We start from the raw sequence: 18,650 nt of genomic DNA, 5'->3' as shown, positions 1-18,650 counted from the left end.
TACATTTCAATCTCAAATATTTAGCATGACAACATCGGATTTATTTTACACTCTGGCTTTGCTTAAAATTGAAGGCGTAGGCGACATCATGGCCAAAAAACTAATCAGTCATTGTGGTTCAGCCGAAGCGGTTTTTAAAACAAAAAAGCAACACTTGGCTTCTATTGACGGCGTTGGAAGCATGCTTCTCAAAAATTTGAAAGACGAAAGCGTTTTTGACAAAGCACATAAAGAACTAGCATTTATTGAAAAAAACGACATCAATGTTACTTATTTTCAGGACGAAAATTATCCTGACAAACTCAAACATTGTGTTGACGCGCCGGTAATTTTATTCACTTCTGGCAATATCGATTTAAAAAACCGAAAAATCATCAGCATTGTGGGAACCCGCCAGATTACCTCTTACGGAACGGAGTTTTGCAAAAAACTCATTGAAGATTTAGCCCCCTTAGATCCCGTTATTGTTAGCGGATTTGCTTATGGCGTTGACATTGTTGCTCATCAGTTGGCAATGGAACATAATTTACAAACCATAGGCGTTTTGGCTCATGGCTTGAACCAAATTTACCCCAAAAACCACAAGAAATACATGGCCAAAATGGAACAAAACGGCGGTTTTATGACGGAATTTTGGAGCAGCAGCAATCCAGACAAAGAAAATTTTGTAAAAAGAAACCGCATTGTAGCCGGAATTGCCGAAGCCACAATTGTAATTGAATCCGCAGAACGAGGCGGATCGTTAATTACCGCTAATATAGCTAATGATTACAACCGGGATGTTTTTGCCGTTCCGGGTCGCACCACCGACAAATACAGCGCCGGCTGTAATCACCTTATCAAAACCCAAAAAGCAAATGTACTCACCAATGCCGCCGATTTGGTTTATATGCTCAATTGGGACATCAAAGAAGAAACCAAAAGCATACAAAAACAATTATTCGTTTCCCTCGACAATGAAGAACAAAAAATATACGATTACCTCATAAAAACAGGAAAAGAATTAATGGATATTATTGCACTGGAATGTGAGTTTCCTATTTACAGAGTTTCCAGTATTTTATTAAATATGGAATTGAAAGGCGTGATTAGACCTTTACCGGGAAAATTGTTTGAGGCGATTTAAAAAAACCGCAGATTCGCAGATTTATTCATTTTACAAGCTTTATATAATTGCAAAAACTGCCTAGGTTAAATACCCGACAAAGATGCTAAATATTTGTTAAAGCTTATACATTAATTAATTTTTGTAAGTTTTTATTTAATATTTTTAATTTATCTATTAAAAACCATACACTTATGAATCAACCCACAACCTTTCCTCATTCATTTTTTCAAAAAACTTCTTTGCTGTTTTTTCTTATTTTACAATGTTCAATTGCGTCTTTTGCACAAAAAGCCCTTATAAAAGGGACTTTCGAAAATGTTAAAAACGAATCCTTCAGAATAGTACTAGCAACACAATATTACAGCCAAGAAGAAAAAAACAGCATATATAATGTAAAACTTGATCAAAATGGAAATTTTTATCAGGAAATTAAGCTTTCAAACCCCCAAATAATTCACCTCCAATATTATGATAAAAACTCTAAAACAAGACTTTTACACCATTTATTTCTGACCCCCGGAGACAACCTTAACATCAACATCGACACTTCATTAAATCCTAAAAACATTAAAGTCAGCGGTAAACATAAAGAAAACAATCAATTTCTAGATATATCAAAATATATTGATCTTCAAAAATTCAAAGGAGACACCCTACCTGACAAGGTTTATAACGAACTTGAACGTATCACTCACAACAACAAATTACAATTGGAAAATTATATCACAAAATATAAACCTACAAAAGAATTCATCAAATCATGGCAAATTAATTTAGAATATTTAGCCCCTCAAGAATACTATACTTTTGAACACAATAACAAATTTAGTATTCGAGATTCCTATGCTCGAAATATTGACAAATGGAAAAATTACCGCAATAAATTATTTTCAAAAATAAAGATAAGTAATGACGAAGCACTAATTTCAGAATCTTATCAACACCTTGTTAGAGACATTTTACTCCGTACCAAAGAAGAACTTTGGAAAGAATCTTCTGGAGAGAACAAAGAACAGTTTTACAAAGAATGGTACAATAGTTCTATCGTAGAAGGAAACAAGTTATTTATAGACGATCCAGAAAATATATTAACTGAGAAAATCATCCAAAAATACTATACCGGAAAATCAGCTGAATCTGCATATGCAATCTTATTCAAGGGTTCTATTGAACAAGAAAACAATAAAAACCTTCCTCAAATATTTGAAAATTTCAAGAAACAATTCCCTAACAGTAAATACATCGCTCAATTTGAACCTAAAATCAATAAAATCATTGAAAATAACAACAAAACTTTAACCGAGAAAATGGCTTTTATTGAAAAAGGAGAAGAATTAAAAACTTTTGAAGAAGTCATCAATCAATTTAAAGGAAAAACTGTTTTAATAGATATGTGGGGAACTTGGTGTAGCCCTTGCAAAAAAGAAATTACTCAACACAGCCAGGCTTTACATGAATATTTCAAAAACAAAGAACTCCAATTTTTATACATAGCTAATTATGATATTCATAACCCTGAAAACTGGAAAAAAATGATTGCCTACCATAGCATTGAAGGGAATCATATACTTGCCAATGACGCATTGACTAATGACATCATGACTAAAACAAAAGGAAAAGGTTATCCAACTTATATTATTCTGAAAAAAGATGGAAGCTATGAACTTTCAAAAGCAGGTTATCCAATGAATAGAGAAACATTAATAAAACAATTGGATGATGCCATAAATTAATAATTTGTAACTTTTGTAAAGCATAAAACTTAGAAAAGAAAAAACCGCAGATTCACAGATTTTAAAATTATAATCTGCGAATCTGCGGTAAATTATTTTTATTAAAAATTATCTCGGTTCAAAACCTAATTTTTCTCTTACTCTGGCCAAAACACCATTGGCTACAGCCGAAGCTTTTTCAGCTCCTATTTTCAACAAAGCATCCACTTCCTGAAGATTATTAATGTAGTAATGGTATTTTTCTCTTTCGTTTTTGAATTTATCACAGATTAACTCAAACAAAGCCTGTTTGGCATGACCATAACCGTAATTTCCACCCAGATAATTGGCTCTCATTTGTGCAATTTGCTCTTCATTGGCCAACAACGAATAAATAGCAAAGGCATTACAAGTATCCGGATTTTTTGGTGCTTCAAGTGGCGTACTATCGGTTTCAATACTCATTACCTGTTTGCGTAACGCTTTATCTTCAAGGAAAATATTAATGATATTATTAGCCGATTTACTCATTTTTCCACCATTAGTTCCCGGAATCAACATACTATCATCCTGAATTTTGGCCTCAGGCAAAACAAAAGTCTCCCCCATTTGATGATTAAAACGGGAAGCCACATCACGTGTCATTTCCAAATGTTGTAATTGGTCTTTTCCTACAGGAACAAACTCGGCATCATACAATAAAATATCAGCCGCCATCAACATCGGATAGCTAAACAAACCTGCATTTACATCATCTAAACGGTCTGCTTTATCTTTAAAAGAATGCGCTAAAGTCAATCGTTGGTACGGAAAAAAACAACTCAAATACCAGGACAACTCTGCTGTTTGTGGCACATCTGACTGTCTGTAGAAAACTACTTTGTTCACATCTAATCCAAAAGCCAACCAGGCAGCGGCAACGCTGTAGGTATTGTTTCTTAAGATTTCTCCGTTTTTTATTTGGGTTACCGAATGCAAATCGGCAATAAAAAGAAAAGATTCATTTGCTGAATTGTTGGACAATTGAATTGCCGGAATGATTGCTCCAAGTAAGTTTCCTAAATGTGGAGTTCCGGTACTTTGAACTCCCGTAAGTATTTTTGCCATTATATATTTTTCTCTAGCTGAAATTTTTAAACCGCAAAGGTTGCAAAGTTTTCGCAAAGTTCACAAAATTTGTGTTTTTTTCTAACGCAAAGGTCACAAAGTTTTTCGCAAAGCGACATACATTTCAAAATTTTATAAATTATTAACTACTCTTCTAATTCCGTTCTTTAGAAGTATTTCATTAAAATTGATTAATAAAGCAAGTTTAAAATTCCCCAATCTTAAATATGTCAAAGTCTGAGCAAGATGTATCTCACTCAAAGACTCTACGCTTTTAAGCTCAACAATTAATTTATTTTCTACCAGTAAATCAACCCGATAACCACAATCTAATTTTACTTCTTCAAAAATTACGGGCATTGATTTCTCTTTTTCAACAAAAAACCCAGACTTATTTATTTTATAAAACAAACATTCTTTAGTAAGTACTTCCCAACAACCCTGGACCAAGCGCTTTATGAACTTCAATCGCTAAACCGATTATAATTTTTGAAATACCATTTTCTGTCATCGTTACTTTGTTTCTTGCAGTTAATTCCTATCAAATTTAATTAATTTCACTAAAAACAGATCCATTCCTTATTATACTTTGCGAAAATCTTTGCAAACTTTGCGGTTAAAAAGTAAATTTGACAACATGAAAAGCATAAAAATAATTTTTTGGATTCTTTGGCGCATTTGGTTTTACATCCTCATGGCACTTCCTATAATCCTACTATTTCCTATATTAATCCTTACAATTCTTTCCGAAAAAGGTTATCCTTATTTTTTTATGATAGCCAGAATTTGGGCCAAATTCATCCTTTTTGGCATGGGATTTTATTACAAAGTAGAAAACGAACAGGAAATTGACCCTCATAAAAGTTATATGATTGTAGCCAATCATACTTCGATGACCGATATTATGCTGATGCTGGCTGTAATCAAAAATCCTTTTGTTTTTGTGGGCAAACAGGAGTTAGCCAAAATCCCGGTTTTTGGTTTTTTCTACAAAAGGACTTGTATTCTCGTGGATCGAAAAGATTCCCAAAGTCGAATGGCTGTTTTTACGAAAGCTCACAAACGAATCGAGCGCGGACTCAGTGTTTGTATTTTCCCGGAAGGCGGTGTTCCGGATGACGAATCGATTCTTTTAGATCATTTTAAAGAAGGCGCTTTTAAACTGGCTATTCAACATCAAATTCCTATTTTACCTATCAGTTTTGGAGACAACAAAGAGCGTTTCCCTTATACTTTTTTTGCCGGAAGTCCGGGTATTATGAGAGTAAAAATTCACAACCCGAAGGACACCATTAGCAAAAACGAATCGCACAGAAAAGCCATTAGAGAAGATGTATATAAAACCATTTACCAGCAGTTAGTGATTTTTGAAAACGAAAAAAAACTGGAAACCATATAAAAAAAACACCCGCCAAGGCAGGTGCATTTTCATTTTAGGGCAAAAAAAGTTTTTATGGCGCTTCGTTTACAACGATTTCAACATCTTCAAAAAGATCTTCGGTAGTATTCCCATCATCATCTGCATCATCTACATCTTTTCCTTTATAAAATTTAAAAGTATAAGTTCCTGCAGTTTCGGGTTGAAAATTAAATGACACTTCCGTTAGCTCAGTAGAATCATCTGAACAAGTATCACCATCTTTTTTATCATTTAAAACACCGATAAGTCTTTCCTTAGTCCCTTCAACTTTATAATAATAAACTCCTCTATAATTAAAACAATCACCCGGTTTATCATATTTTAATTTTACCTGATAAATCTGACCAACTTCTAAAGTCCCTTCCGGCAAAGTATAACTATCTACCGGCAAAACATAATTAGTATACGTATCCGAATCACCAATACTACAACTTAAAAAAGTGGTCATTAAAACTAATAATAAAGCAATTTTTTTCATTCTCTTTTGATTTTATAAATTAACAATCTTTCGTTAGGTTTCTTTTATAAAGAGCGTGAACATTTAAAAAGGTTGCTTTATATAACGATTTTTTTTCAAAAAAATTACAATAACACCTTTTTTGAACAAAAAAATGCCCGGCAAAAAACCGGGCATTTTCTATAATTTCAAACTGTATTTTATTAATTATCAGCCAATTCTTTGATTCTGGATTTGATTTTTTCCTCCAGTTCATCGGCTAATTCCGGATTGTCTTTAATTAAGGATTTTACCGCATCACGACCTTGTCCTAATTTGGTTTCACCATAACTAAACCAGGAACCTGATTTTTTTACGATTTCAAATTCTACTGCTAAATCCAAAATTTCTCCTGTTTTAGAAACTCCTTCGCCGTACATGATATCAAATTCAGCAACTTTGAAAGGCGGTGCCACTTTATTTTTAACAATTTTAACTTTAGTTCGGTTTCCAATAACATTCTCTCCGTCTTTAATTTGAGACGAACGACGAATATCTAAACGTACCGAAGCATAAAACTTCAAAGCATTACCTCCGGTAGTTGTTTCAGGATTTCCAAACATCACCCCAATTTTCTCTCTCAACTGGTTGATGAAGAAAACAGTACAATTAGTTTTACTAATCGTAGCGGTTAGTTTTCTCAAAGCCTGTGACATCAAACGGGCATGAAGCCCCATTTTAGAATCTCCCATTTCGCCTTCAATCTCACTTTTTGGAGTCAAAGCTGCTACCGAGTCGATTACCACAATATCAATTGCTCCTGAACGAATCAGGTTTTCAGCAATTTCTAAAGCCTGCTCACCATTATCCGGTTGCGAAATAATTAAATTTTCAATATCTACATTTAATTTCTCAGCATAATTTCTGTCAAAGGCATGTTCCGCATCAATAAAAGCTGCAATTCCACCTGCTTTTTGCGCTTCGGCAATAGCGTGAAGGGTTAAAGTAGTTTTACCTGAAGATTCCGGACCATAAATTTCGATAATTCTTCCTTTTGGATATCCACCTACTCCCAAGGCTAAATCCACACCTAAAGATCCCGAAGAAATTACCTCAACTTCTTCAATCGCCTTATCCCCCATTTTCATGACGGTCCCTTTTCCGTAGGTTTTATCAAGTTTATCAAGGGTAAGCTGTAACGCTTTTAATTTGGCTTCTTTCTCTGTACTCATCTTCTATTTCGCTTTTCTATCGTTAAATTATTTTTTTTAAAAGATTTAAAATCAATCAACGCTGATTCATTTCATTTTTTATGTTCGTAAAAATACTTCTTTTTTTGATGCGAAGATTTCAAATCAAAAAAATAACTTATTAAACAAACAACACTTCTAACTCCGTAGTTTTTCCTATTACTATTCCTCTAATAATATTTCAACTTCTTTTTGTAAAACAGGCAAGTTTTTAATGACAATTCCCCAAATTACATCATCTGAAACAGAATCGTAACCGTGAATTATTCGATTTCGAACATCAACAATCTTTCTGGAATTTGAAATTTCGATAGATTTATCTTCTTTAAGAATGCGGTTCATTGCTTCACCAATAATTTCGATATTTCTTTCTACTGCTCTTTTGGTTCTTAAATCATTTTGATACACTTCAAACAATTTAGGAGTATCTACAAAATAACTTTCTATTTCATTTATAGAATTTAAAATATCAAAAAGCCAGGTTTTAATACTGTTATCCATAAATCAATTTTTTATTTTGATTTAATGTTTTTCGGAAATAGGGATTTTTAATGGCTTTTTCCTCTAATAAGTCAACGTTTCTTTTTAGAATATTTTCAAGAGAAAACTTAAGATTATAATAATTGTCGCCATATTCTAAAACGTCTATGGGTTCAAAATCAACTATTAAATCTACATCACTTTCAGGAGTGAATTTATCCGTTAAAACAGAACCAAAAGCATACAAAGATTTGACTTTATGTGTTTTGCACAAAGCGAATATTTCTTTATTTACTCTTTCTATCAGGTTCATTTTTATAAAATTATAGTATCAAAATTACATAAAATAAAACAGAATCTATTTTATTTATATAACATTCACACAAACAAAGCCTTCAACTCCGTAGCCTCTTCAGGTTTCATTTTTCCGGCCAATACCAAACTCAGCTGTTTGCGTCTTAAAGCGGCATCGTAACGTTGTTTTTCCAGTTCGGTTTCAGGAATGATTTGGGCAACTTCTACCGGCGTTCCTTTTTCGTCAACAGCAACAAAAGTATAAATGGCCTCATTAGCCTTGGTTTTAACTCCCGAGTTCCTGTCTTCGACCCAAACATCAATATACACTTCCATCGAACTCTTAAACGCCCGGGAAACCTTAGCTTCAATTGTTACCACACTTCCCAGCAAAATAGCCTTGGTAAAAGCCACATGATTCACCGAAGCAGTAACCGAAATATTTCTGGAATGCCTTTGCGCCGCAATACTGGCCGCACGATCCATTCGGGCTAATAATTCACCCCCAAATAAGTTATGAATGTGATTGGTTTCACTTGGCAAAACCAAATCAGTTAATACCGTTAAGGATTCCGATGGATGTTTAGGGGTTAATGGCATACTTTTTATTTTTTTGATTCTAGATTACTTTACCAATTCTAGTAAAGCTATCAGGTTTGGATTTTTGAATTCAAATTTACTCGACATTGTTTTTTGTCATTGCCATTGCAATTGATTTCTAATTCAACCAATACACCGCCATTACTGCCGGAATAAAATAAATCACAATGGTTCGGGCACCATCGTAATCTTTGGCCAATCGCTGACCAAAAAGCATCATAAGCAAAGTTATAGCTGAAAATATCGCACCATAAAAACCAAATAATCTTCCATTGCTAACATACAATTCGACACAGCCCACAAAGCACAAAATGGTTGAAATCAGCTCCATTATTACCAGATTAATCAGCGCTAATTTTACATGATTTTTTAATCGGGTTTGGGCAAAATGTCCTTTTAACCAATTCAAATTATCTTCCCAATAAAAGAGTTTTTCATAACTGGATTGCAAATAGGTAATCCCGAAGAACACCAAAATTAAAAATGAAGCAGGATTATTCATAACAGTTATTTTTTATGGATTAAACGTGTCAGTTTGATTGATAAATCGGTTAAAATAAGTTTGGCATTTCCGTTGCGTTCGATATGATACATCGCATCTGAAAGTTCTTTGAAAATATCCTGAATGTTATTTCCGTTTACAAAAGGCGCAAAATTTTCCAATTTGAATTTATCGACTTTTGGTTCGAAATATACTAAGGCAGGTGCTTCATAATTAATCAACAAAGCCTGACGGAACATTTCCATGCAAAATTGCAGGAATTTCTTTTGAGCTTCTCTTCCCAAAGCTGCGATTTTTTCGCTCCAAAGAATCAAATCCTGAATAGCTGCTGCATCTTTTTTAGCCTTGAAAGCCGCACGAACCCAGGTAACAAACCATTGTTCAAACGGATGTTCTTCGTCATTATCATGCAATAATTGCAAAGCCGTATTAAAATTCCCCTGTGCCTGATGTGCCAATTTAGTTGCCAATTTAGAATCTATTCCTTCACGAGCCACCAAAGCATCGGCAATTACAGCCTCGCTCAATCCGTTAAAATGCAACACCTGACAACGAGAACGAATGGTTTGAATAATATCTTCTTCGTTTTCGGAAATAAGGATAAAAATGGTTTTCTCAGGCGGTTCTTCTACTAATTTCAGTAATTTATTGGAGGCTGCAATATTCATCTTATCAGCCATCCAGACAATCATAATTTTATAACCACCTTCGTAGGCTTTTAAAGAAAGGGATTTCAGGATTTCCTGAGCATCATCTACACGAATCTCCCCCTGCTTATTTTGCACCCCTAAAACGGCGTACCAGTCAAACAAACCGCCGTAGGGATTTTGAAGCACAAACTCACGCCAATCGGCGATAAAATCGATACTTCGTGGATTTCTCTTTACTTCATCAGTAGTTACTGTTGGGTAAGCAAAATGCAAATCAGGATGGGATAACTTTTGAAACTTAATATTACAGGCGTGATTTTCACCATCATTTTCGCCTCCCGAATTATTACACAAAATATATTGTGCATAGGCAATGGCCAGTGCCAGAGTTCCGCTGCCTTCCGGTCCGACAAAGAGTTGCGCGTGTGGAATCCGACCCAAATCGACTGTTCGGGTAAGATGATTTTTTATATGTTCCTGTCCTAAAATTTCCGAAAATTGCATGAAGCAAAGATAGCAGAAAATGGATAAGTCTAAAATTTTAGATGGTAAAGTTTAAAGACGCAAAAAGCTTATTTAAAACCTAAACAACAATAGAATGACAACAGCGACAGGTTGTTTAATTGTCAGGCAATTTATAAATCTTTTCCATAGGCAACCATTTCTCCCCTTCTTTTGCTCCCGGAGGCGCCTGTTGAAATTGCCACATCAACTTTTCCCATTCCTGCACTTTTGGATTAGCCGCATCCATCTCTTGTTTGCGTTCCGGACTAAAAGTTTCATTCACTTCCATAATCATAAACAGGCGGTTTGCTAATAAATATATTTCCAAATTGACTATTCCGGAATCCCTGATACTTTGAGTAATTTCCGGCCAGGCATTTTCTTTTAAATGATAACGTTTATATTTAGCCATCAACTTTGGATTATCAATTAAATCACAGGCAAAGCATAATCTTTCAATTTTCATAAACAGCATGGTTTTTTAAACAATTTCCAACGCATTAGCATACGAAGCCTCCGGTTTTTGACTCGGGAAATACACTTCAAGCCCTTGTTCGGTTTGTTTAAACTTCAACTTTTCTCCGGTGCTCACTAATTTTATTTGTTTAATTTTCTCTGTATGATACGAATTAGATTTTGCCAAACTTTTTATTACCGCCATCCCATTTTCCGGCCAGGCCATCACCGTAGCATACAGTTTTTTATCTTTTTGTGCAAAACGGAAATCCTCAGAAGTATAAGGCTTTCCTTTTCCTTCATTAAAACCCTGAGCAGACAAAGCTCCTGCACTTGCCTGTTGCGGACCTTCGCCAAATATTTTCCAGGGACGTGTACCATAAATACTTTTGCTGTTCAATTTCATCCAAACACCAATTTCTTTAACAATTTCATGTTCTAATTCGTCAATACTTCCATCGCCACGCACCGGAATATTTAACATCAAATTTCCGTTTTTACTCACCACATCTACCAACGTATGAATAACCGTTTTTGCCGATTTATAGCGCTTTTCATCATAGAGTCTTCTATCGTAATGCCAGTTCCCGATACAGGTATCGGTTTGCCAAGGCAAAGGTTCGATGTTATTACTTTGCCCTTTTTCAATATCCCAAACGATAGCTTTGCGCTGCTGTTCGGTTAAAATTTTACCGGTAATTACCGCCTGAACGGTTTTATTTTTCTGCAAACTTTTGTTGTACAAATGTGCCGCAATACGCAAACCAGCATCGCTCACTGGCCATAACGGCAATGCGGTATCATCAAAATAAACCATATCCGGATTGTATTTGTCAATCAAATCAATGGTACGATCGTGAAATTTTTCGCAATAAGCCGAGTTAGGGACTGAAGCTCCATCTCCCCAATCCCACTGACTGTGTACAGACGAATTCCCTGATGGTTTAGCGCTTAATTCATGATTTTGCGCATACAAATCCTGAGGATCCAAACCTTCCCACCAGGTTCCTTTTCCATCCGCTTTAGTTAATTTTCCATCGTAAGGCACTCCTGCTAACAAACCGTTTTTATCGGCACCCTGAGAAGTATCAAACCAATTCCAGGCATGAGCCGCGTGAACACTTACCGCAAAAGGCAATCCTGCTTTTCGGGCAGCCTTTTCCCATCCGGCAATAATATCTTTTTTAGGTCCCACTTTGGTCGAATTCCATTGTGGCTGGTATTTACTATCATACAAATCCAAATTATCATGATGATTAGCCATAGCCATAAAATATTTGGCTCCGGAATCTTTGTACAAATTCACCAATTCCTCCGGATTCCAATTATCGGCTTTCCAAATATTAATTACATCTTTAAAACCAAATTTTGAAGGATGTCCATATTTTTCAACATGAAATTTATATTGGCGAGAGCCTTCTTCATACATTCCCCGACCATACCAATCGCCTGCTTCGGGTTCACACTGAGGTCCCCAATGCGCCCACATACCAAATTTAGCATCCCGAAACCAATCCGGCACCTGATATTTCCCTAAGGAATCCCAGGCAGGCTGGAATGGACCGTCAATTTTAGCAGCATTCAAAATTGAGGATTGTCCTAATAGAGGAGATAAATAAAGTCCCGCCAGTGCCGATGCACCTAATTTCAAAGCATTTCTTCTGTTCATTTGTATTTATTTTGAAAAAGTCATTTATTTATTTCCGACTTTATATTTTTAATTATTTCAACAAATTCATTTTATCAAATTGAACATCAATTACTCAAAAACAAATTCATTTTATATTTTAAACAAATATTTAAGATTAAAAATATATTATTCATTATTTTTGATTCTTAATAAAAGGATATAATCACAAATATAAACAAGGCTTCAACTTCTATTTTTACCTAAAACCGATTATTTATTATACAAAACCGACTTTTTTTACCAAAAAACACTTTATGTCCAAAAACATTTTTAAATATTATTTTTCACTGCTACACATTGATTATGTAAAACTGAATCAAAAATGGAATTTCAACAATGTAATTAGTCCGTATTACCGACTTTATTACATAGATGAAGGCATGGGTTCTATTTCGGATAATTCAGGAAAATTGCTTTTAGAACCCGGATTTCTATATCTTATACCAAGTTTTACCATTTGTAATTTAAACTGTGAAAAATACCTAAGCCAATATTTCATCCAGTTTTTTGAAGAATCTCCCGATGGAATTTCACTGTTTAATCAAAATAGAAATGTGATGAAATTACCCGCCACTGAAACCGACATCACTCTTATCAAACAAATGCTTCAAAACAATCCCGGCAGAGGAATTAATCGTTCTGACAATCCTAAAGTTTATGAAAAAGAAGCTTATTACAAGGAATATCAAGCACTTAACAAAGAACTCAAACTACACTTGAAATTTGAAAATCAGGGGACACTGCTCCTGTTAATTTCCAAATTTTTGAGTACTAAAAATTTCAAACCAAGCACTCCTCAAAGCACTCCTTCAAAAATTTTAGGCACAATGAGCTACATCCAGCTTCATTTGGACAAAAATTTAACTATTGCTGAATTAGCCCAAAGAGTCAATCAAAATCAGGATTATTTCTCAAAACAATTCCTAATACATACCGGACAAAGACCCTTAAATTACATTCACGAAAAAAAGATAGAACGAGCACAATATCTTATTACAACTACTAACAAGACTTTTTTAGAAATTGCCTTAGATACCGGTTTCTCTAATTTACCTCATTTTTCGAAAATCTTCAAACAAATCGTTAGTTTGACGCCGGGAGAATATCGTAGTCAAAACAATCAGGTTAAATAATTTTTTCCGTCCAATTTCTTCTTTTTCAAATGTGTTTTCACCACCAAAACACTAATTTATTTACCCGAAAAAAAGCTTTAAAACCCTTTATTTTTCAATATTTTTTTCAAAAATCTCTATCCGAAAAAACAAATTGTAAGTAATTATTTGATAAACAAAAAAATAATTCCAAAAATCACTCTAATTTATTTTTTTTCAACATCTTATAAACAAAAGCTCCGTTGTTTAAGGCTTTTAGGATTTTCAAAAACCACAAAAACATCGTTTAAAATACAAATTTATCGGACAAAATGCATTTTTTTTAAAATTTTGTAATCTTTTTACAAAGAAAAAAGCTCCAAGAAAGTTGTTAATAGGGATTAATTATCTATTTTTGTTTGAATAATATTAATTTATAATTCTCATTTCATGAAAAGTAAAATTATTTTCCTAAGCTTTCTTTTTTTAACAACTATAAATCTGGCATCTGCTCAGGATAAAAAAGCATCCAAAAGCATCATTAGCACTAGCGCCACGATTAAAAAATACCACAACCTGAAAGAGCTTCAGGAAATGAAAAAAGGAGAACTATTGGATTTATATACGGAACGCATCACTGTTTTGGTAAAAACACTGCCTTATATTGCTTTGGCTACTAAACCAGGCGTTACTTTGACCGATTTAGGAATTCCGGACAATAACGAAAACAAAAAATCATTAACCGAACAAGAAGAAAGCACAGCTGATTTTCTAAATGTAACAACTGAATTTCAAAAAAGAATGATGCCTTATTCGGACACTAAAAATTTAATTGCAGCCATTTTATTCTATGAGAACACACTGAAAGCTTTGCATGAATTTAATGAAATATAAGTGCTAAACCTTTAGCCAAAACAAAAAAAGGCGCATTATAACTCATTCGACCAATTCAATACATACCCGGTGCATTCTTAATTTTATAACTAAGAACCAAACAATTAACATTAACCATTAAACTTTAGCAACCTATGAAAAGCATATCCCAAATCTTAAGCATTTTCCTTTTGGTCGTTGTTGGCGCTCAGGCTCAACAGGAAAAAGGAATCACTGGTTCGAACAATTGGTTAAATAATTGGACCGAGTTTAGACCAAACAAAGTCGATTATGGTGAAGCCGACCAAATATTAGCAGGCAATATTGCGGTTAATACCAAATTATACAAGAAAAACAAATACATCTTACAGGGAAATGTATATATTACCAATAACGCTGTTTTAACCATCGAACCCGGAACAACAATCATTGGTGATTATGCAACAAATGCCGCTTTGATTATCACCAAAGGAGCTACAATAATTGCCGACGGACTCGAAACAGATCCAATTATTTTTACCTCAAATAAGGGTTTAAAAAAAGCCGGCGACTGGGGAGGAATTATCGTTTTAGGAGACGCTCCAATTAACAAATTCGGAAATTCCTCTTCGATAAATCTGGGTTTGGATACTTCTTTAACAACTTATGGAGGTGAAAACTCTGAAAGCAATTCCGGGATTTTGAGATATGTACGTATTGAATTTGCCGGAAAAAAAATAAGAGGTGAAGAAAACTTCAACGGATTACTATTAGCCGGAGTAGGAAACAAAACCGTATTAGAAAACATTATGGTAAGCTATGCCGCAGGAGATTCTTTTGAAATATACGGCGGTAATCTTAACATGAACAAAATGGTTTCGTACAAATGCAGTCGGGACGATTATAAATTCAACTATGGTGCTCAATGCAAAATAAACAATTCACTGGCGGTTCGTTCTTCCTTTTTAACCAGCAGTTTAGGTTCAAGATGTATGAATGTAGCTTCGTATGACAAAAAAGAAGAAGTTGATTTTTCTAAAAAACAAACCTTTGTGACCGCTACTAATATGACACTGGTTAACGACAGCGAAAACATCAATGCCGACATTCAGTCCGGCCTTATCAAAGAAGCGATTTACATTGCCGAAAATGCTGAAATAAACTTTAAAAGAACCGTTGTTTCCGGATTTAATCCGGCCGTATTACTAAGCAACAAAATTGAAATTAACGATGAAAACCTGCGAAAATTAAGCTTTGAAGACATGTATTTCAACTCCTGCAACGGCAATATTTTTACCGAATTTAATCAAAACAACGAAGATTTAGAAGACTGGTATGGTAATGCCGCCTTCTCCAATGTTTATGCTAAAAGCGACAATGTTGAAACTTTCATAAACACTTCAGATGATAAAAAACCCGATTACAGATTGCGAATAGGAAAGATTACTGTTTCTAACGAATAACTTAAAACCAATTCAAAATCAATTAATTAAATCCGAAATGCGAAGGACAAATAATTAAACCGCCGAAGATAATGAGCAAAAAACTACACAACTATTTCCTATGTCTCGTTTTTTTTCTTTCCCCTTTAACTAAAGAAATTTATGCTCAGTTAGTTATTGGAAATCCATCTTTTGAGTTTAATCAAATTTGTGCCAATAATACTTTTAATACTTTCGAAGTACAATTTACATTCGATCCCGCAACACTGGGACCAAATAATCAATTTAGAGTAGAACTTTCGGATGCTAACGGAACTTTTGCCAATCCTACCGTACTTTATACTTCTAATCCGGGTGCAATTACTGTTTCTCCTGCGAACGTAGCCTTTTCGATTCCCACAAATACGGGCGGAGAAAATTATAAATTGAGAATAAAAAGCACCAATCCAGCCACAAGCAGTTCAAATTCAGTCGCATTTCCTGCTTATTACAAAATTCAGGACAGCCCGTTTTCAATTAACAATTTAGTTTCCACTGCCTCTTATTGCCCGGGGGCAAGCTATATTTTAAACATCGATAATCCCGGAACCGGCAATAATGATTCGCCGTTAAAATACCCATCACTAACATTTAACTGGTACAAAGAACCCGGCACAACTCCCATTGCAACGGGAAACAATTTAACAGTAACCCAACCCGGAGTGTATTATGTAAAAACCAATTATGGCTCCTGTACTTCAGATTCTTATTCTAATAAAGTAACCGTAAGCGAATCGGCTTCGGGAAACAGCACTACCATCAGTTCCAGTCAGGGCAATCCGTTTTGTTCTAATGATGGCACTACCACCCTGAGTACGGTTTCCGGAAACAGCTACCAGTGGTACAAAGACAGTAAAGCAATTTCAGGAGCAACCAATCAAACCTACACCGCAACTCAGGCGGGACAATATTCCGTTGCCGTAAATTTTGGAGGATGTACCGCAACAGCTGCCATTAATTTACAATCGTATCAGTTTACAAGCAGCATCGATGTTCCGGAAACAAATTTTATTAATTCGGGTGAAACACTGTCAGCAGCTGTTACCACAAATGCTATCAATCCGGAATACAAGTGGTTTTTAAACGAAACTCTTATTCCTGATGCAACCGCAGCTTCTTATCAGGCAAGCACATTAGGAAATTACAAAGTGACAATTACCCAAACTTCCGGATGCGTCTTATCTCAGGAACTGACCTTCAGAATCATTTCTTCAGTAGATTCTAATGCAGAAAAAATTCCCAATTTAGTGAGTCCCAATAACGACGGATTCAACGATACCTGGATTATTCCTCAGGAATATACCAGCGGAACCGATACCGAAGTTATATTGATGAACGCTACGGGAGAAATTGTACTGAAAACCAATAATTATCAAAATAACTGGCCGGAAACCAGCACTACTTTCAAAAATGTAAATCCGGTGTATTACTATATCATTACCACAAAAGATCAAAAAACCAAAAAGGGGTCTATAACACTAGTGAAATAAAATGAGGAATGTTGTTATAATTTTAAGTTTATTTCTTTGTGTTCTCCAGCAGCTACAGGCGCAGGAAGACGGCGTTGTTTCGTACCGTATTCCTATAAGAAATTCTTTAAAATTCAACAGATATTTAATTAATCCTGCTTTTAGTTTTGTTCGCGAACAAAGCTCTTATATTAGTTTTTATACCAAAAAACAATGGGTTCAATTTGATGATGCTCCACAAACTTATTTATTTGGTTATTCCGGCAGGATAACCGAAAATCAGGGAGCAGCCATTGGATTATTCCAACAAAATTACGGTGTCCTTTCCACTTTTGGAGGAGTCGTCAATTTTGCACACAACGTCATGCTTCAGGAAGACAATAATTTAACCTTTGGATTAAATCTTGGTTTTTACAAAAGCGGCATCAACAAAGGCCGAGTGATTACAAATTACGATGATCCTTCACTGAATAATATTCCTAACAATTCCCTCATTACCATCAATCCGGGTGTTAACTACGGAACGGCTTTTCTGGATTTTGGGGTTTCGGTAAACAACTTGGTTTTGTACAACCTTAAAACTTCAAAAATTGTTCAGGATGATCCCGAAAGAAGCATTGAAGCTCACATTATGCACACCGGTTATCTTGACACCTATGGTTTTTTTGACAAAAGTAAATTTTCGGCATTAATTAAAACCGATTTGAAAAAAGACAAAACAGAAGTTTCCGGCTTAGTCTTATTTGCTGTTCCAAGCGGAATTTGGGCTCAGGCAGGTTACAATTCCGTTTACGGAATGAGTGCCGGTCTTGGAGTAAACATCTCACCAAAGATTTCTGTTGAATACAATTTCGAAAAAGGCACCGGAAATTTATCCAATTTTGGTGCTTCCCACGAAATTGTTTTTGCTTACAAATTCAACAAAAAGACATTTTATTACAACGACGAAGACGAACAGGGTTCGATTATCCCGCCAGCACAAAAGAAAAAATATGTTGCTGCGAAGCAAAAAGATTCTCCGCTTCTATCTCCAAAAGACGCGCAAAGACTAAGAGAACTTAAAGAAGCTTTAAGATTAGAACAGCAAGAAAAAAGACAGCAACAACTCGCTGAAGCAAAACAAAAAGCAAAAGCCGATTCTATTGCGCAGGCCAAACGCATCGCGGATGCAAGAGCACAATCAGTTGCCTTAACAGAAGCTAAAAAAGCCGCTGATGCAAAAGCAAAAACTGACGCCTTAATCAAATCGAAACAAACAGCAGAAGCCAAAGCCAAAGCGGAGGCCTTAGCCAAAGCCCGTCAAGCCGCTGAAGAAAAAGCCAAAGCTTACGCCTTAGCCAGAGCAAAAAAAGCCGCCGAAAACAGAGCCAGAATAGATTCTATAATCCGGGCAAAACTAAACGCCGAAGAAAAAACCAAAAACGAAGCCTTAGCAAAAACAAAATCAGAAGCTGAAAATAAAGCAAAAATTGATGCATTGGCCGTACAAAAAGCAAAAGTAGACGCTTTGGCGAAAGCCAAACTGGACGCTGAAAACAAAGCGAAAGC

At 35.1% G+C, this 18,650-nt stretch carries 19 protein-coding genes; 8 read left to right on the top strand and 11 right to left on the bottom strand.

The genetic code is table 11. The annotated features are described in order from the left end of the window. Positions 1-25: 25 nt before the first annotated feature. Positions 26-1,126 (top strand): DNA-processing protein DprA, encoded by a 1,101-nt coding sequence (dprA, locus tag H599_RS0109680; RefSeq protein WP_026713953.1) that lies wholly within the window; start codon positions 26-28, stop codon positions 1,124-1,126. A gap of 173 nt (positions 1,127-1,299) precedes the next feature. Then, complete coding sequence (locus tag H599_RS19440; protein WP_051590696.1) at positions 1,300-2,841, top strand: TlpA family protein disulfide reductase; 1,542 nt, start codon at positions 1,300-1,302, stop codon at positions 2,839-2,841. A gap of 108 nt (positions 2,842-2,949) precedes the next feature. Here the strand turns inward: H599_RS19440 and trpS are convergent, their stop codons facing one another. Together trpS and H599_RS19435 are read right to left on the bottom strand one after the other, a co-directional pair. Continuing rightward, positions 2,950-3,927, bottom strand: a complete 978-nt coding sequence (gene trpS, locus H599_RS0109670; RefSeq protein ID WP_026713952.1) for a tryptophan--tRNA ligase — start codon at positions 3,925-3,927, stop codon at positions 2,950-2,952. 132 nt (positions 3,928-4,059) lie between these two features. Continuing rightward, positions 4,060-4,338, bottom strand: coding sequence for a GxxExxY protein (locus tag H599_RS19435; RefSeq protein ID WP_316930442.1), 279 nt, complete (start codon positions 4,336-4,338; stop codon positions 4,060-4,062). 226 nt (positions 4,339-4,564) lie between these two features. Here H599_RS19435 and H599_RS0109660 point away from each other — a divergent pair, with 226 nt between their 5' ends. Continuing rightward, complete coding sequence (locus tag H599_RS0109660; RefSeq protein ID WP_035141407.1) at positions 4,565-5,326, top strand: lysophospholipid acyltransferase family protein; 762 nt, start codon at positions 4,565-4,567, stop codon at positions 5,324-5,326. A gap of 52 nt (positions 5,327-5,378) precedes the next feature. On the opposite strand, the gene H599_RS0109655 is transcribed toward H599_RS0109660, so the two are convergent. The 9 genes from H599_RS0109655 to H599_RS0109610 form a co-directional block, all read right to left on the bottom strand. After that, entirely contained in the window at positions 5,379-5,825 is a 447-nt protein-coding gene (locus H599_RS0109655) for a hypothetical protein (protein WP_026713950.1), read from the bottom strand. A 182-nt stretch (positions 5,826-6,007) separates the two neighbouring features. Further along, positions 6,008-7,015, bottom strand: coding sequence for a recombinase RecA (gene recA, locus H599_RS0109645; protein WP_026713949.1), 1,008 nt, complete (start codon positions 7,013-7,015; stop codon positions 6,008-6,010). A gap of 180 nt (positions 7,016-7,195) precedes the next feature. Next, on the bottom strand, positions 7,196-7,534 hold the full coding sequence (locus H599_RS0109640) for a HepT-like ribonuclease domain-containing protein (RefSeq protein ID WP_026713948.1): 339 nt from the start codon (positions 7,532-7,534) through the stop codon (positions 7,196-7,198). Next, positions 7,527-7,826: a nucleotidyltransferase family protein gene (locus tag H599_RS0109635; RefSeq protein WP_026713947.1), complete on the bottom strand. Its 300-nt coding sequence runs from the start codon at positions 7,824-7,826 to the stop codon at positions 7,527-7,529. Before H599_RS0109635 ends, H599_RS0109640 begins: the two co-directional genes overlap by 8 nt. A gap of 65 nt (positions 7,827-7,891) precedes the next feature. Next, positions 7,892-8,407 carry an acyl-CoA thioesterase gene (locus tag H599_RS0109630; RefSeq protein ID WP_035141406.1) on the bottom strand — a complete coding sequence of 172 codons (516 nt, stop codon included), beginning with the start codon at positions 8,405-8,407 and terminating at the stop codon, positions 7,892-7,894. A 118-nt stretch (positions 8,408-8,525) separates the two neighbouring features. After that, positions 8,526-8,909 (bottom strand): hypothetical protein, encoded by a 384-nt coding sequence (locus H599_RS0109625; protein ID WP_026713945.1) that lies wholly within the window; start codon positions 8,907-8,909, stop codon positions 8,526-8,528. 5 nt (positions 8,910-8,914) lie between these two features. Beyond that, positions 8,915-10,063: a DNA polymerase III subunit gene (locus H599_RS0109620; RefSeq protein WP_026713944.1), complete on the bottom strand. Its 1,149-nt coding sequence runs from the start codon at positions 10,061-10,063 to the stop codon at positions 8,915-8,917. A 115-nt stretch (positions 10,064-10,178) separates the two neighbouring features. Next, positions 10,179-10,529 (bottom strand): L-rhamnose mutarotase, encoded by a 351-nt coding sequence (locus H599_RS0109615; protein ID WP_026713943.1) that lies wholly within the window; start codon positions 10,527-10,529, stop codon positions 10,179-10,181. A gap of 15 nt (positions 10,530-10,544) precedes the next feature. Further along, positions 10,545-12,188: an alpha-L-fucosidase gene (locus H599_RS0109610; RefSeq protein ID WP_026713942.1), complete on the bottom strand. Its 1,644-nt coding sequence runs from the start codon at positions 12,186-12,188 to the stop codon at positions 10,545-10,547. Positions 12,189-12,463: 275 nt separating this feature from the next. Here H599_RS0109610 and H599_RS0109605 point away from each other — a divergent pair, with 275 nt between their 5' ends. The 5 genes from H599_RS0109605 to H599_RS0109580 form a co-directional block, all read left to right on the top strand. After that, complete coding sequence (locus H599_RS0109605; RefSeq protein ID WP_026713941.1) at positions 12,464-13,342, top strand: helix-turn-helix domain-containing protein; 879 nt, start codon at positions 12,464-12,466, stop codon at positions 13,340-13,342. Positions 13,343-13,750: 408 nt separating this feature from the next. Further along, a complete protein-coding gene (locus H599_RS0109595; RefSeq protein ID WP_026713940.1) occupies positions 13,751-14,194 on the top strand; it encodes a hypothetical protein in 444 nt (147 codons plus the stop codon). Positions 14,195-14,328: 134 nt separating this feature from the next. Then, a complete protein-coding gene (locus H599_RS0109590; protein ID WP_026713939.1) occupies positions 14,329-15,615 on the top strand; it encodes a hypothetical protein in 1,287 nt (428 codons plus the stop codon). Positions 15,616-15,686: 71 nt separating this feature from the next. Beyond that, positions 15,687-17,123, top strand: coding sequence for a T9SS type B sorting domain-containing protein (locus H599_RS0109585; protein ID WP_026713938.1), 1,437 nt, complete (start codon positions 15,687-15,689; stop codon positions 17,121-17,123). 1 nt (position 17,124) lies between these two features. After that, the coding region (locus H599_RS0109580; protein ID WP_026713937.1) for a PorP/SprF family type IX secretion system membrane protein at positions 17,125-18,650 on the top strand (1,526 nt) is incomplete at its 3' end.

The sequence above is a fragment of the Flavobacterium daejeonense DSM 17708 genome, from assembly GCF_000425425.1.
GTDB classification, from domain to species: domain Bacteria; phylum Bacteroidota; class Bacteroidia; order Flavobacteriales; family Flavobacteriaceae; genus Flavobacterium; species Flavobacterium daejeonense.
The sequence above is the reverse complement of the archived record's forward strand: the minus strand, read 5'-3'. Positions and strand labels throughout refer to the sequence as shown.

Excerpts from the sequence above, each read along its gene's own strand:
- dprA (WP_026713953.1), top strand. The coding sequence starts at position 26 with ATGACAACATCGGATTTATTTTACACTCTGGCTTTGCTTAAAATTGAA.
- H599_RS19440 (WP_051590696.1), top strand. The coding sequence starts at position 1,300 with ATGAATCAACCCACAACCTTTCCTCATTCATTTTTTCAAAAAACTTCT.
- trpS (WP_026713952.1), bottom strand. The coding sequence starts at position 3,927 with ATGGCAAAAATACTTACGGGAGTTCAAAGTACCGGAACTCCACATTTA.
- H599_RS0109660 (WP_035141407.1), top strand. The coding sequence starts at position 4,565 with ATGAAAAGCATAAAAATAATTTTTTGGATTCTTTGGCGCATTTGGTTT.
- H599_RS0109655 (WP_026713950.1), bottom strand. The coding sequence starts at position 5,825 with ATGAAAAAAATTGCTTTATTATTAGTTTTAATGACCACTTTTTTAAGT.
- recA (WP_026713949.1), bottom strand. The coding sequence starts at position 7,015 with ATGAGTACAGAGAAAGAAGCCAAATTAAAAGCGTTACAGCTTACCCTT.
- H599_RS0109640 (WP_026713948.1), bottom strand. The coding sequence starts at position 7,534 with ATGGATAACAGTATTAAAACCTGGCTTTTTGATATTTTAAATTCTATA.
- H599_RS0109635 (WP_026713947.1), bottom strand. The coding sequence starts at position 7,826 with ATGAACCTGATAGAAAGAGTAAATAAAGAAATATTCGCTTTGTGCAAA.
- H599_RS0109630 (WP_035141406.1), bottom strand. The coding sequence starts at position 8,407 with ATGCCATTAACCCCTAAACATCCATCGGAATCCTTAACGGTATTAACT.
- H599_RS0109625 (WP_026713945.1), bottom strand. The coding sequence starts at position 8,909 with ATGAATAATCCTGCTTCATTTTTAATTTTGGTGTTCTTCGGGATTACC.
- H599_RS0109620 (WP_026713944.1), bottom strand. The coding sequence starts at position 10,063 with ATGCAATTTTCGGAAATTTTAGGACAGGAACATATAAAAAATCATCTT.
- H599_RS0109615 (WP_026713943.1), bottom strand. The coding sequence starts at position 10,529 with ATGAAAATTGAAAGATTATGCTTTGCCTGTGATTTAATTGATAATCCA.
- H599_RS0109610 (WP_026713942.1), bottom strand. The coding sequence starts at position 12,188 with ATGAACAGAAGAAATGCTTTGAAATTAGGTGCATCGGCACTGGCGGGA.
- H599_RS0109605 (WP_026713941.1), top strand. The coding sequence starts at position 12,464 with ATGTCCAAAAACATTTTTAAATATTATTTTTCACTGCTACACATTGAT.
- H599_RS0109595 (WP_026713940.1), top strand. The coding sequence starts at position 13,751 with ATGAAAAGTAAAATTATTTTCCTAAGCTTTCTTTTTTTAACAACTATA.
- H599_RS0109590 (WP_026713939.1), top strand. The coding sequence starts at position 14,329 with ATGAAAAGCATATCCCAAATCTTAAGCATTTTCCTTTTGGTCGTTGTT.
- H599_RS0109585 (WP_026713938.1), top strand. The coding sequence starts at position 15,687 with ATGAGCAAAAAACTACACAACTATTTCCTATGTCTCGTTTTTTTTCTT.